Source organism: Colwellia sp. KS18-150 (assembly GCF_057551365.1).
This window is the reverse complement of sequence record NZ_BAAJMC010000003.1, coordinates 81,275-94,780: the sequence shown is the minus strand read 5'-3', so window position 1 is coordinate 94,780 and position 13,506 is coordinate 81,275. Positions and strand designations below refer to the sequence as shown.

Sequence of the window (13,506 nt, the reverse complement as noted above, 5' to 3'; positions counted from 1 at the left end):
CCCATCAATGGTTAACGGCAAATTATTTACATAATTTGCCGTTTTTATTTTTATGCACAACCTTAGCTATTTGCTTTGTTGCTGTTTTTGAGGTGGAAAGTTCGCTAGCATCCTATTAACCGTTGTTGAGACTAAACTATTCAGCTCTTCTGATGTTATATCTCCTTTAGCTTCATAACGATCCGTCCCGTGCCAAACGGCAACGTCTTGATGGCTCATATCCACAATTATTTTGGTGATCAATGTCGCGTCACTTTCTATTGGAACATTTGTACTTACACCTAAACTACCGCCACCATTGCTACTCATTCTACCCGTACCGAAACCGATACTAAGCGATGAGTTATTTTCCTTTTCTTGTTGATTGAAATTCACCTTAATAGTTAAATCAGCATTTTGCTCAGTTAAGTCGTCTATTTTAACAAGTCCATGCTTGATAAGCGCATGCTCAACAGCAACTTGAATACGATTTGTCATAATGGGGTTACTATCAAGTGTTGCTGGTTTAGCAGGGGTAAATTGAAAGCTAGAAAAAGAAGAAAAATTTGTTTCAGGATTAAAGTCAATCCTTGTGGTGGGTTTACTGCTACAGCCTGAAAGGACACTAAAGGTAAAAACTACCGATAGTAACATTGAAAGCTTAGTTAAATTTATCATGGTGGTTACTCTATTAATTAGATAAATATATGATATATTTAAAATTCCTACTTAGGAAATGATAATTTGTTAATAGTTAAAAAGTGTTGTTAAATAACTGTTAACATTAAAGATTACTGTTGACTTTTTCTTAAAAGGCGCCTTAAATGGGAGTGAAGGAGCAGTATGATACGGTAGTTTATTTGTATTACCCTAATAATTTCAATGAGTAGCATTAATGAATAAAGCAGTTGAAATAAAAGATAAATTAACAAAGCGATTGTTGCTTTATATATTATTATGTAGCGCTTTTGTATCGGTTTGCGCAACTTTAGTGCAACTATATGCATCATTTGAAGATGATCTTACTCTTTTAGAACAACGATTTGGTGACATAGAAAAAAGCTATATCCCTTCAATTGCAAGTAGTTTATGGGACTTCAATAAACCACTTGTTGCTCAGCAAATCCAAGGTATTGTTGATTTACCAGATATTAGCTTAGTCAAGGTAGAAAATGATTTTGACTACCAGCAACAAGTTGGCAATGCCGATGCTGAAATGGATGCAAAAAAGGTTGTTGAGTTTCCAATTGTATATGATGGAAAAAATGTTGGTAAACTTAAAGTTTATGCGGATTACCAAGATATTTACCAACAGTTATGGTTACAAGCTGGTTTTATTCTAACCTCTGAATTTATCAAAATTTTTATTATCGCGTTTTTTATTATTATTATCGTCGATAAATTAATTACTCGTCATTTATTTCAAATTACTCGTTACGCACAACAGTTAGCTACACATAATTTAGATGATGAACTGTCTTTATCAAACCGTCCAGAGCAAGAAGATGAACTGGATTACCTTGTTAATGCCATTAATAGCATGCGCATTAAACTTAAAGATGAGATAGTCAAACTTGAAAGTGCTGAAAATGCTTTATTAACATTAAACGGTGAGCTTGAAGTTAAGGTTCATGATAGAACGGCTAAGTTAGAAAAGAGTAATCAGAAGCTACAACAAAGCTTTGATGATTTAACGCTTGCCCAAGATCAACTCGTACAATCTGAAAAAATGGCCTCGTTAGGACAATTAGTCGCGGGTGTAGCGCATGAAGTAAATACCCCTTTAGGTATTTGCGTCACTTCAATTACGGCATTAAAAGAAAAAGTTGATAGCTTAAAAAAAGCGGTAGACTCACAAGAGTTAACGAAATCATTTTTATCTGACACCCTGAATTTATTAAGTGAATATGAGCAAATTATAGAGCGCAGCTTAAATAAATCGGTGGAGTTAATTCGTAGCTTTAAATCTGTTGCTGTTGAACAACATACCGATCCTGAAGTGAATATAAATTTACATCAACATGTATATGACGTAGTTAATACGGTAAAAACTATGTTCAAACATAAAAAATATCACATTCATATTGATGTTGATGAAGAGTTCTCGTTGGTGACGTATCCAAGTGCTTGGAATCAGATCCTTACTAACTTCTTAATGAACTCCCATATTCATGGCTTTGAAGATCGCCGAGAGGGTGAAATATCAATAGAGTTTACCCATTCAAAAGGCTATTTAACGCTACTATACTGTGATAACGGCAAAGGTATTGCTCAAGACTTTAAAAAACGAATCTTTGACCCTTTTGTAACCACTAAACGTGGTCAAGGAGGCTCAGGCTTAGGTTTGAATATCGTTTTTAACTTAGTAAATGCCAAGCTATCAGGCACGATTAAATCTCTGGAAACAGAACAAGGAGTATGCTTTAAAGTTAAAGTGCCTATTGAGCAGCAAAACAACAAAAAGATAGCTCAAGCAAAAGTAAGTTAAATTTCTTATTTTCATAGACTTGCTTATCACATAAATGTACAAATATTGACATTTTGCTCTTAAATCTATACTATCCCCGCCCTTAAATCCTCAGTGTTTGATAATAATTGCCTATACTCATAGGGCCATTGTTTACAAACTTTGCGAAGGTATTTTATTTCGCATTACTAATCAACGAGAAAGAAATGTTTGAATTACACGCCAGTAAAGTCTCTAATCTAAAAAATGATGTGCTATCAGGGCTAACAGTTGCCTTAGCATTAGTGCCTGAAGCCGTTGCTTTTGCTTTTGTTGCTGGAGTAGAGCCGTTAGTTGGTTTATATGCCGCATTTATGGTGGGATTAATTACTGCTATTTTTGGCGGTCGACCTGGAATGATTTCTGGTGCTACAGGAGCTATGGCCGTTGTGATGGTTAGTTTAGTTGCGATTCACGGGGTTGAATATTTATTTGCTACTGTGGTCTTGACTGGGGTCTTGCAAATTCTCGCCGGGGTATTTAAGTTAGGAAAGTTTATCCGCTTAGTTCCGCATCCTGTAATGCTTGGCTTTGTTAACGGTTTAGCGATTGTTATCTTTTTAGCTCAACTTGGGCAGTTTAAAGAAACAAATAGTGCCGGAGAGCTTGTTTGGATGCAAGACTCTGCTCTTTATACTATGGCAGGTTTAATTCTTTTAACTATGGCTATTATTCATTTCTTTCCTAAGTTAACCAAAGCAATTCCTTCGACATTAGTTGCTATCGTTAGTGTGTCTGTATTAGTTTTTGCAATTAATCTTGATACTAGGCTTGTTGGAGATATAGCGTCAATTGCGGGAGGTTTACCAACCTTTTCTATACCCGACGTTCCGTTTACTTTGGAAACATTTAAAATAATTTTACCATTTGCGTTAGTTCTTGCTGCGATAGGCTTAATTGAGTCTTTATTAACGTTAACGCTGATTGATGAGTTAACAGGTACTCGCGGGCGCAGTAACAAAGAATGTATCGCTCAGGGTGCTGCAAATACGGCGAATGGCTTCTTCGGCGCTATGGGTGGTTGTGCAATGATTGGCCAGTCTATGATCAACGTTAATTCAGGTGGTCGAGGTAGAGCATCGGGCATTACTGCTGCATTGGCATTACTTGGTTTTATATTATTTGCATCAGGTCTAATTGAGCAAATTCCACTTGCTGCTTTAGTTGGGGTTATGTTTATTGTTGTTATTGGAACCTTTGAGTGGTCAAGTTTCCGTATCCTAAACAAAGTCCCTAAAGGCGATGCCTTTGTTATTATTCTTGTTTCAGGTGTGACTGTATATTCGGATCTTGCTATTGCTGTTATTGTTGGTGTTATTGTTTCTGCATTAATTTTTGCGTGGGAGCATGCAAAACATATCAATGTTATTCGCTCTACCAACGAAAAGGGTTCAACAGTTTATGAAGTAAATGGCCCGATATTCTTCGGCTCAATTGCAAATTTTTTAGAGCAATTTACCCCAGCAGAAGATGCTGATGATGTGATTGTTGAATTCAAAAATGCACGCGTTGCTGATCACTCAGCGATTGAAGCAATTGATACCTTAGCAGAGCGTTATATTTCTCGCGGTAAAACAATGCATTTAAGACATCTTAATCAAGAGTGTAAGCAGTTATTAGAAAAAGCTGATAAATTGGTTGAGTTAAATATTATGGAAGATCCTGATTACCATATTGCTACTGATAAGTTAGCTTAATTAAAACTAAGTTCGCTATGGCTTAGTGTTATATTAAAATGCGTTGATAAGTTATACTTAACTTATCGCGCATTTTTTATTTATAGGATGAAAGCAATTTTGCAGCGATGGAAAGTTAAATAATTAACTACCGGAAAATAAGCAAAATGTATAGTTTTCATAGGAAGTAGAGTGCAATGCAGTTAGAGTTTTTTGACGTTCCAAGCCCTTGTGTGGGCGTTTGCCAAAGTGATGTAAAAGGCTACTGCCTTGGTTGCATGCGTTCGCGTGATGAAAGGCAGAAATGGCAAGAATTTGATAGCGATAAAAAACAAAAAGTAATTAAACTCTGTTTGCAAAGAAAAAAACGTAAAGATAATAAAAGTAGTAAAGCTTTGGAAGAGGAGCCTTCAAAGCAAGGTGTTGAGCAAGTTGAATTAAATCCACAAGCTTCACTATTAGACCCACCAAGTAAGACCTCAGTTTCTCAAAGTAATGACTTAGATTTTGGTGATTTTGAGTTATAACTCTCCCTATTATTTAACCTTTGAAAAAGTACAAGAAAACAGTTGCTAGCAAAGAATATAATAGCTATTATACGCGCTCTTTAAAGCATACCTTGTTTTGTGTTATGTGATTAAAGAATGCCCCGATAGCTCAGTTGGTAGAGCAGAGGATTGAAAATCCTCGTGTCCCTGGTTCAATTCCGGGTCGGGGCACCATAAAGATAAAAAAAGCCTGCATAAATTGCAGGCTTTTTTTATCTTTGCTCCGTTCTAAATATCTCTTTACAACTTTAAGAATGTGTCAGTGGCTAAACATTGCTAATTTGAAAAGCTACCTTGCATTTAAAACTATCAAGAATTCTTAAATTTGCGACTGGCTAAACCCAATAGCGCTAAAGCAAAAATCGCTAAAGTTGATGGCTCTGGAATTTGTCTATCAGCATTAGCCGTAAACACATAACGATTCCAGTTTTCAGCATTGTTTAGGTCAAAGTTACTACCACTGCGCCAACCACCATCAAGATTTGCTGGGGAAATACCGTAATCGAATCCTAACCCGAATTCAGCTTCAGTATGCCAAGATAATCTAAAATCAGAAGTAGCATCAATAGCTGTACCACCATATAAACCAGAGGCATTTACATCGGCAGAATTCTGATTAATTACAGCACCTTGTGGAGCAAATCCCATAGAGCCACCATTGAAATACCATTCAGCGCCATTCGATGTATGAGTAGCATTGTGTGCTGTATAGGTAGTCACGTCAGATAATAATGCAGCTGCAGCAACATCTAATATATCTGAGTCAGTGATACCTGCTGCCAGCATGACATAATCACCTGTACAGTCATCAAATAGGTTAGTGATTGTAGTGCCAGACGTAGCGTATGTTTCTGAGTGGCATAAAGTCCAACCCCAAGTGTTGGTTACAGTGTTTATCGATATATCATCTTGGACACCGAACGGGATAAAGCCTGCTTTTGATACGAAGGTTGTTAAAAGCATAATACCGACGGTTACACATTTAAAAAATTTCAATTTCATAATTGCTTCCTCTGGTGGTTTATCTTTTCTTCACCATACAATAATGCAATTACTGTGCAATTTTTTATAAAGCTACTATTATCATGAAGTTAATTTTTGTATAAAAAACCATCAAATAGAATTGTAAAATAATTGGACGCTTTTAGAATAAGTATTGATTAAGCTTTCTCTGATATAGCTTATTTTAGGGCTTACAGACAGTGATGAAAATCTTTGACATGAGTTGGTTATTGATGATTTTTCTAAATGAATTTTAGTAATGAGGGATTATTTCATGCCATTAAAAAAGCACCAGTCAAATGAGAAAGGTGCTTTATGTAAAACTCAATTAATAAGAGCTAAATAAATTAGTTATTATTGTGTCTACGATATACTAAACCTAATAAGCCTAAAGCAAAAATCGCTAAAGTAGATGGCTCTGGTATTTGCTCTCTTAAATGGGTTATGCTTAAAGAAATCTGAAACGTGTTTTCGCCTCCTTCAACGGTTGTTACGCCTAAACAACCTGCGGCAGCTCCAGCAACAGTACATACATTATCCGCTAATACATCAATTCCATCCATAAATATGTTAGCACTGTATAAATGCCCGGCATAAGGAAATATTTGCTCAAATGCCTTTGTAACAGTGTTAAAACCAGCGCCTTCGATATCAATTACAAAAATATCATTACAAGGGGTTGGCGAAGTTATAACATCACAGCTAGCTGCTGGGCCAGAGTTCACCGTCTCTTTGAATAATATATCAAATGTTAATGGGGGCGGCTCAAGCGGTACGGCTCCATCATAAAATGGGGAAGGATCGGTTGGTGTTAACCATATTTTATCTTCCAAGGTTGCCTCTGTTAGTGTGGCTCCATTGATAGGGTTGTTTTGATGAGTAAAAGTCACGGTATCAACTGCAGCGCCATTGGTTGATAACGCACCATTAGTCGAACCTAATGTTCCGCCTGCTATATCGAGAGAGCTGGAGCCTGAGTTCCCTGTTCCCCAAGATAATGTACTGAATACATCATAGCCTTTAATACCACTCCAATAAGCATTGATATTGCTACCAGAAATATTACTGCCACTTGCATCGCTTGAATCACTAAAACTACTAAAACCGGATTCTAATTGAAACCCCCAATCAGTTACCATAGGGCCAGCATGAACTGATGGTAAAAAGCTTAACGTTAATAGACAACTAAAGGTTAAGGCTTTAGTTATTACTTTCATTATAAAACTCCTTGTTGCTAAAAATAGTTTTTACAATTCAAGTGTATGCATAAAGAGATCCATTGCGCCTAAGTTGCTTATTTTTCATACTATTATTTTAGGGGAATGTACAATTTTTTGTGAAGTGTAAAATAATCCGACAGTTTCTGTCATTAAATTTAAGAAAACATGGAGGGTTGTTATTATTTGAAGGTTTTATAGGAGATAAATATGATTTAAGAAACTTTAAACATACCAAAAGATCATTAAAAAGTGACAAGTAGCACCACCAAGCACAAATAAGTGCCAAATAGCATGGTTAAAGGGGATTTTTTTCTGCACGTAAAAGAATACACCTGTACAGTAGACTAACCCGCCCAGAGCAAGTAATGAAATGGCTTCGATTGGTAAAACTTTATAAAGCTCACCCAAGATTGTAAATGAAATAAAACCCATACCAATATAAGTTGTTAATGATATTTTTTTATATCGACTACCAAATTTCATTTTAAAAATAATACCAGCGATAGCGATAAACCAAATAACTACCATTAGGCTATAGCCTAGAGTGCCATGCAAACTTAACAATAATAATGGTGTATAAGTGCCAGCAATTAATAAGTAAATTGCGCAATGATCTAATAATTTAAATATTTTTTTTAAGTGTTGATTGACAATAGCATGATAAAAAGTGGAAGCGAGAAAAAGTAAAATTAAGCTAGCTCCATAAACACTAAAACTAATAGTACGCATTAACTCATTATCATTGGGGGTATTGGTAATAGCATTATTAGTAACTGAGTATGTTAATAACATTATCAGTGCTAATACGCTTAATAAAGCGCCTAACCCATGGCTAACGGCATTAGCAAGCTCTTCTTTTGCACTATATGCAGGTGCTGTATTAGTCATGGTACTTTTCAAATTAAATTTGTTGAAGTTAAGTGTACACGTGTACGCTTAATTTTTGAAGAAATAAAATTGGCAATTAACAGAATAAAGAGGAAGGGAGGACAGCAAAAAATCGATATTTACTCAGCTTTTAAATTAAAAAGCCAAGTAAATCTAGATGGATAACGGGAGTTTATAGTGCTAGCTCAATAACCATTTCTTTTAATTCATCTTTGGAAATTGAATTACTATGATTGGTATCGAATCGATTGAAAATCGACTCACACATACGAATGCCTTTATCTTGAAGTAACACATCTATTAATTCGACAAATTCAGTGCGGCTTATTACACCATCTTTATCTTCATCAAATACTTCAAATAACTCGTCAACCCACTGGTTTAATTCCATAACGTTTACCTTTTAACCTAATCTTTTAAATTAATACTACTATGGCTTTCAAGCTTCATCCTGAAATCACTTGAATAACAACTTTATCCTGTATAGATGACTATTGGAATGGTTAATTATAAATATTTACAAATAGCTACGTTTTAAATGCCGGTGAAATAAAATAGAATGCAGGGATCAAAAAGATAATATTGATTAATCAAATGGAATACTAACATGTTAAAAATTGGGATTAGGCTTTTGTGTTTGCTTTTAATGTTAGGTTTTAGCACCTACAGTGCAGCGCAATCACCTTTAATAGAAAACTGTCATCTGGATGGGGTTAAAGCACAGGTAAAATGTGGCAAGCTAGAAGTGCCTGAAAACTATAGTGCTCTTGATGGGGAGCGCATAATTATCAATTTTGTTATTTTACCAGCCATTGATAATAGTGATAATAAAACACCTTTAATGTTTTTAGCGGGTGGCCCCGGACAAGCTGCAGCTGAACTGGCAGCCCCTTTACGTCATGTTTTTAATGAAGTACGTAAAACACGAGACTTGATTTTAGTAGATCAGCGCGGAACAGGAGAGTCGCACCCATTACAATGTGAAGATGCTGTAGAGCAAGATGTTTACTCCATTGTGCCAGAAGATTTTTCAGCACAAGATATAAAAGATTGCTTAGCTACATTTACAGGTGATTTAAGTCAGTATAATAGCGAAAATGCTATTCGTGATTTTGATGCAGTTCGTGCAGCTTTAGGTCATAAACAGATCAATATTTATGGCGGCTCTTATGGCACTAGAGCTGGACTTGTTTATATGCGTATGTTTCCAGATTCTTTAAGAAGTGTTGTACTTGATAGTGTTGGGCCGATTGAAGTTCCTATTGGTTTGTTTGGTCAAAGTTCAGCGCGTTCGTTTAATTTACTATTAGAAAACTGCCATAAAGAATCCAGTTGTCGTCAAGCTTATCCTGAGTTAAAGCAAGAATTTAAAGAACTTATACAACGATTAGAAAAAGCGCCAGTAGAGGTAAGTATCGCTCATCCTCGTTTAGGCACTCAAACTCAATTTAAAATTAGTAGCTCGAAATTAATAGGGACTTTGCGTATGCAATTGTACTCAGTTGAAAGTCGCTCCTTAGTGCCGCTAGTTATTCATCAAGCATATTTAGGTAACTATATGCCATTAGCTGGATTAGTTGCACGATCTGAAGGTGGGCAAGGGATCTATTTAGGCTTATTGTTTAATATCACTTGTAATGAAGATTTCCCAAGAATATCTGCCGCTGATTTTGAAAAAGATGCAAACAACAATTTTGGGGGCGGCGATAGTCATTTCGGCTTTAAAATGGTTTGCCCATTATGGCCACAGTACCGACCTGATGAGACATTCTATCAAGCGGTAACGGCCGATATTCCGACACTAATTTTATCTGGAAACTTAGATCCAGTAACTCCACCAAGTAATGGGGAACATAGTGCTGCAACTCTGCCTAATAACCACCACATTGTGATCGAAAATTCTGCTCACACTGTTGCTATGACCACCTGTGCTAGCGATATTATAAATGAGTTTTTAACTAGTCTTAGTCCGAAAGAACTTGATGAATCGTGTATCTCAGATATTCCTAATGAATCATTTATGACTAATTTAAACGGTGGGAATATTGATGTGAAGTCTATTTCTCAGGGAGGTAATGAATAATGATTCAAGTTAATAACTTACGTAAAACTTTTGGCAGTAGTAAAAAAGGCTTCTTAGGTAACTTTAATAGTAAAGAGCAAAGTCGTGTAGTGGCGCTAGATGGCCTTTCATTTACTGCAAATGATGGCGAAATAACTGGGATTTTAGGACCTAATGGCGCAGGGAAAACCACATGTTTACGAACCCTTTATGGCTTACTTAAGGCTGATGATGGTAGTGCCACAATCGATGGTATTAATGTCGTCAAAGACCCACTTAATGCAAGGGCGAGATTAGGGATATTCCCAGATAAATTTGGTTTATATGAGCGATTAACTGCTTATGAGCAAATCGATTACTTTGCAAGCATACACGGTTTACAAGGAGAAACTAAACATCATGCTATTGAGACGATCATTAAAGATTTAGAAATGGAAGAGTTAGCTCACCGCAAAACGTTAGGTTTTTCTCAGGGACAACGAATGAAGGTAACCCTAGCACAAGCGCTTGTTCACCAGCCTAAAAACTTCGTACTTGATGAGCCAACACGTGGTTTAGATGTTATGAGTACTCGAGTCTTACGTAATTATTTAGCAAGATTTAAAGAGAAAGGCCACTGCATTCTTTTTTCATCTCATGTGATGCAAGAAGTCGCTGCTTTGTGTGATCGAGTCGTTATAGTTGCTAACGGTAAGTTAGCTGCAGAAGGGACACCAAGTGAGTTATGTGAGTTAGCCGGTGAAAGCCAATTAGAAGAAGCTTTTGTGAAGATCATTGGCTCAGATGAAGGAGTTGCAGCATGATTCAATTTAAAGCTTTGCTATCTAAAGAGTTAAAAGAAGCTTTTCGTGACAAAAGGGCTATGATGATGGCCATGATGATGGCTGTTATGGCGCCGGTAATGATTTTTGCTATGTCAAAAGTTATGATTAAAGAAGCGGTAGAAACCCCTAAAATATATTTAAAAGTCACGGGTTCGCAATATTCTCCAAAATTGATAAAAGCACTAGAAGATGAAAATATTCTATTATTTTCAGATGTACCTAATGATACGAAAGTGATTTGGGACGACAGAAATCTCACCTTGGTTATTCCTGATAGTTTTAATGAAGACATGCTTGCAGGGAAGACAATCGATTTATACTTATCCGCTGACTACAGTGAAAAAGCGAATATGTCACCGATTCGCCGTATCAAGAATACGATTAATCATTATGCCCGTTCGATTGGCTATAAACGTTTGTTAGTACGTGGTATTGATGTCAGATTATTACAGCCGATCAACATTGTTGAGCAGGACACATCTTTACCTAATTCTAATGCCATGATTATTTCGATGATGCTTGGATTGTATCTGTTAATGGCAGCTTTTATGTCAGGTTTACCGGTTGCTATTGATGCAAGTGCAGGAGAGCGAGAACGAAATGTTTTAGAAATGCTATTATGCCAACCCGTAAATACCGTCAAAATTGTCGCAGCTAAGCTGTGTTGTGCAAGCTTAATAGCCTGTATTGGAGTCTTGTTAACATTAAGCTTAACCACATTTTCGGTTAGCTTTATCGATTTAACTAAAATTGGTGCTAGTTTCAGTTTAGATGCTTTTACTATTACCGCCTTATTGTTACTACTATTACCTATTTGCTTTTTTGCTTCTGCACTACAATTATTTGTTGCTTTTCAATCCAAAAACTTTAAAGAAGCACAATCTATGGTTTCTATGATAATTATGTTGCCAGCTATGGTGCCAGTAATCATGATGTTTGTTGACGATAAGCCCAAGTGGTTAGATTGGTTACCTATTTCAGGACAGTCACTTATCATGGAGGATCTGTTTAAAGGCCTGCCCGTTTCTTGGGAGTTACTAGGCTTTACAGGTCTAGTCACCATTAGTATGACGGTTTTACTTGTATTGTTAATTGCTAAAAAATTACGTTCTGAAAAAGTTGTTTTAGCACTTAGCTAATCAAACTGTTACAAGCAAAATAAAAATGGCGCACTTGATGCGTCATTTTTATTTGTATTATATGTGGTTTTTTTGTTGTTTGCTCGTTTTTAATTTGTTGTTTTGTTATTGGTGTTGGGTTATATTTTGTTTGTCGGTGTTTTGTTAAGGTTTATACATGCTTGTGCCTTATGATTTTAGTATTAATGCATAAATCAGTATAAATTGAGCATAAGAGCAGCCAAAATGAACTAAAACTAACAGGTTTTAGCATGTACATTTTTTACTGGTTCAGGCAAAATACACGACATTAATTTATAGTCAGAACTTGCCACCAATTTATGGTAGCTTATTTGAGGAAAAAACATGTTTACTCGTGATATGAATATTGCTGATTTTGATGCAGAACTTTATGAAGCAATGACCAAAGAGGTTGTTCGCCAAGAAGAGCACATTGAATTAATCGCTTCTGAAAACTACTGTAGCCCACGTGTTCTTGAAGCTCAGGGATCTCAGCTTACTAATAAATACGCTGAAGGTTACCCTGGTAAGCGTTATTACGGTGGTTGTGAATATGTTGATGTTGCTGAGCAATTAGCTATTGATCGTGCGAAAGAATTATTTGGCGCTACTTACGCTAATGTACAACCACATGCAGGATCACAAGCAAACGCTGCTGTTTTTCAAGCGCTTGTTACTCCAGGTGGTAAAGTATTAGGTATGAGCTTAGCTCACGGCGGTCACTTAACTCACGGCTCTCACGTTAACTTTTCTGGTAAGTCATACGAAGCATTTCAATATGGACTTCACCCTGAAACAGGTGATATCGATTATGATGAAGTAGAGCGTTTAGCTAATGAGCATAAACCTGAAATGATAATCGGTGGTTTCTCTGCGTTTTCTGGTATTGTAGATTGGGCACGTATGCGTAAAATTGCTGACAGTGTCGGTGCTTACTTTTTCGTTGATATGGCTCATGTTGCAGGTCTTGTTGCTGCAGGTTTATACCCTAACCCTGTACCTCATGCTCATGTTGTTTCTACCACTACTCATAAAACATTAGCTGGCCCACGTGGCGGGTTAATTGTTTCAGCCTGTGATGATGAAGCTATTTATAAAAAGCTAAACAGCGCAGTATTCCCTGGTGGTCAAGGTGGACCATTAATGCACATTATCGCAGCAAAAGCCGTTGCCTTTAAAGAAGCGTTAGCGCCAGAGTTTAAAGCTTATCAACAAAACGTACTTGATAATGCCAAAGCTATGGTTGCAGTTTTACAAGAGCGTGGTTATAAAGTGGTTTCAAATGGTACTGAAAACCATTTATTGTTACTTGATTTAATTGATAAAGATATTACCGGTAAAGATGCTGATGCCGCTTTAGGTAAAGCTCATATCACAGTTAATAAAAACTCAGTTCCTAATGATCCGCGTTCACCATTTGTAACTTCTGGATTACGCCTAGGTACGCCAGCAATTTCTCGTCGTGGTTTTGGTATTGAAGAAACTAACGCGTTAACAGGCTGGATTTGTGACATCTTAGATGACATTAATAACGAAGAAACAATTGCTAAAGTTCAAGCTAACGTAAAAGAGCTATGTTCACGTTTCCCTGTATATAAATAGTCACTATGCTAAGGCATCAATGCATTTGAATAGTAAATAGAATGGTTAAAATTAATTTAC

12 protein-coding genes and 1 tRNA gene are annotated in these 13,506 nt (G+C 36.4%); 8 read left to right on the top strand and 5 right to left on the bottom strand.

The window, feature by feature from the left end:
* Positions 1-66: 66 nt before the first annotated feature.
* Positions 67-657: a DUF4136 domain-containing protein gene (locus AC27IF_RS05955; RefSeq protein WP_487052892.1), complete on the bottom strand. Its 591-nt coding sequence runs from the start codon at positions 655-657 to the stop codon at positions 67-69.
* Positions 658-874: 217 nt separating this feature from the next.
* On the opposite strand from AC27IF_RS05955, the gene AC27IF_RS05950 reads away from it, so the two are divergent.
* The 4 genes from AC27IF_RS05950 (at position 875) to AC27IF_RS05935 (ending at position 4,883) form a co-directional block, all read left to right on the top strand.
* Complete coding sequence (locus tag AC27IF_RS05950) at positions 875-2,467, top strand: ATP-binding protein (RefSeq protein ID WP_487052891.1); 1,593 nt, start codon at positions 875-877, stop codon at positions 2,465-2,467.
* A gap of 185 nt (positions 2,468-2,652) precedes the next feature.
* On the top strand, positions 2,653-4,182 hold the full coding sequence (locus tag AC27IF_RS05945) for a SulP family inorganic anion transporter (RefSeq protein WP_487052889.1): 1,530 nt from the start codon (positions 2,653-2,655) through the stop codon (positions 4,180-4,182).
* Positions 4,183-4,358: 176 nt separating this feature from the next.
* Complete coding sequence (locus tag AC27IF_RS05940; protein ID WP_487052887.1) at positions 4,359-4,688, top strand: DUF1289 domain-containing protein; 330 nt, start codon at positions 4,359-4,361, stop codon at positions 4,686-4,688.
* Between the two features lie 119 nt (positions 4,689-4,807).
* Positions 4,808-4,883, top strand: a tRNA-Phe gene (locus AC27IF_RS05935).
* 135 nt (positions 4,884-5,018) lie between these two features.
* Here AC27IF_RS05935 and AC27IF_RS05930 read toward each other — a convergent pair.
* The 4 genes from AC27IF_RS05930 to AC27IF_RS05915 all read right to left on the bottom strand — a co-directional run bounded on the left by AC27IF_RS05930 (position 5,019) and on the right by AC27IF_RS05915 (position 8,210).
* The gene (locus AC27IF_RS05930; protein WP_487052885.1) at positions 5,019-5,711 is read right to left on the bottom strand and encodes a PEP-CTERM sorting domain-containing protein; all 693 of its coding nucleotides are present in this window, start codon (positions 5,709-5,711) and stop codon (positions 5,019-5,021) included.
* Positions 5,712-6,058: 347 nt separating this feature from the next.
* Positions 6,059-6,928 carry a THxN family PEP-CTERM protein gene (locus AC27IF_RS05925; RefSeq protein ID WP_487052883.1) on the bottom strand — a complete coding sequence of 290 codons (870 nt, stop codon included), beginning with the start codon at positions 6,926-6,928 and terminating at the stop codon, positions 6,059-6,061.
* A 225-nt stretch (positions 6,929-7,153) separates the two neighbouring features.
* On the bottom strand, positions 7,154-7,819 hold the full coding sequence (gene trhA / locus AC27IF_RS05920) for a PAQR family membrane homeostasis protein TrhA (protein ID WP_487052882.1): 666 nt from the start codon (positions 7,817-7,819) through the stop codon (positions 7,154-7,156).
* Between the two features lie 172 nt (positions 7,820-7,991).
* Positions 7,992-8,210 carry an EF-hand domain-containing protein gene (locus AC27IF_RS05915; RefSeq protein ID WP_487052881.1) on the bottom strand — a complete coding sequence of 73 codons (219 nt, stop codon included), beginning with the start codon at positions 8,208-8,210 and terminating at the stop codon, positions 7,992-7,994.
* A 255-nt stretch (positions 8,211-8,465) separates the two neighbouring features.
* On the opposite strand from AC27IF_RS05915, the gene AC27IF_RS05910 reads away from it, so the two are divergent.
* The 4 genes from AC27IF_RS05910 to glyA all read left to right on the top strand — a co-directional run bounded on the left by AC27IF_RS05910 (position 8,466) and on the right by glyA (position 13,446).
* On the top strand, positions 8,466-9,902 hold the full coding sequence (locus AC27IF_RS05910) for an alpha/beta hydrolase (protein ID WP_487052879.1): 1,437 nt from the start codon (positions 8,466-8,468) through the stop codon (positions 9,900-9,902).
* Positions 9,902-10,684, top strand: coding sequence for an ABC transporter ATP-binding protein (locus AC27IF_RS05905; RefSeq protein ID WP_487052878.1), 783 nt, complete (start codon positions 9,902-9,904; stop codon positions 10,682-10,684). Before AC27IF_RS05910 ends, AC27IF_RS05905 begins: the two co-directional genes overlap by 1 nt.
* Positions 10,681-11,844 carry an ABC transporter permease gene (locus AC27IF_RS05900; protein ID WP_487052876.1) on the top strand — a complete coding sequence of 388 codons (1,164 nt, stop codon included), beginning with the start codon at positions 10,681-10,683 and terminating at the stop codon, positions 11,842-11,844. Before AC27IF_RS05905 ends, AC27IF_RS05900 begins: the two co-directional genes overlap by 4 nt.
* A gap of 345 nt (positions 11,845-12,189) precedes the next feature.
* The gene (gene glyA / locus AC27IF_RS05895) at positions 12,190-13,446 is read left to right on the top strand and encodes a serine hydroxymethyltransferase (protein WP_487052875.1); all 1,257 of its coding nucleotides are present in this window, start codon (positions 12,190-12,192) and stop codon (positions 13,444-13,446) included.
* Positions 13,447-13,506: the final 60 nt, after the last annotated feature.

Excerpts from the sequence above, each read along its gene's own strand:
- AC27IF_RS05955 (WP_487052892.1), bottom strand. The coding sequence starts at position 657 with ATGATAAATTTAACTAAGCTTTCAATGTTACTATCGGTAGTTTTTACC.
- AC27IF_RS05950 (WP_487052891.1), top strand. The coding sequence starts at position 875 with ATGAATAAAGCAGTTGAAATAAAAGATAAATTAACAAAGCGATTGTTG.
- AC27IF_RS05945 (WP_487052889.1), top strand. The coding sequence starts at position 2,653 with ATGTTTGAATTACACGCCAGTAAAGTCTCTAATCTAAAAAATGATGTG.
- AC27IF_RS05940 (WP_487052887.1), top strand. The coding sequence starts at position 4,359 with ATGCAGTTAGAGTTTTTTGACGTTCCAAGCCCTTGTGTGGGCGTTTGC.
- AC27IF_RS05930 (WP_487052885.1), bottom strand. The coding sequence starts at position 5,711 with ATGAAATTGAAATTTTTTAAATGTGTAACCGTCGGTATTATGCTTTTA.
- AC27IF_RS05925 (WP_487052883.1), bottom strand. The coding sequence starts at position 6,928 with ATGAAAGTAATAACTAAAGCCTTAACCTTTAGTTGTCTATTAACGTTA.
- trhA (WP_487052882.1), bottom strand. The coding sequence starts at position 7,819 with ATGACTAATACAGCACCTGCATATAGTGCAAAAGAAGAGCTTGCTAAT.
- AC27IF_RS05915 (WP_487052881.1), bottom strand. The coding sequence starts at position 8,210 with ATGGAATTAAACCAGTGGGTTGACGAGTTATTTGAAGTATTTGATGAA.
- AC27IF_RS05910 (WP_487052879.1), top strand. The coding sequence starts at position 8,466 with ATGTTAGGTTTTAGCACCTACAGTGCAGCGCAATCACCTTTAATAGAA.
- AC27IF_RS05905 (WP_487052878.1), top strand. The coding sequence starts at position 9,902 with ATGATTCAAGTTAATAACTTACGTAAAACTTTTGGCAGTAGTAAAAAA.
- AC27IF_RS05900 (WP_487052876.1), top strand. The coding sequence starts at position 10,681 with ATGATTCAATTTAAAGCTTTGCTATCTAAAGAGTTAAAAGAAGCTTTT.
- glyA (WP_487052875.1), top strand. The coding sequence starts at position 12,190 with ATGTTTACTCGTGATATGAATATTGCTGATTTTGATGCAGAACTTTAT.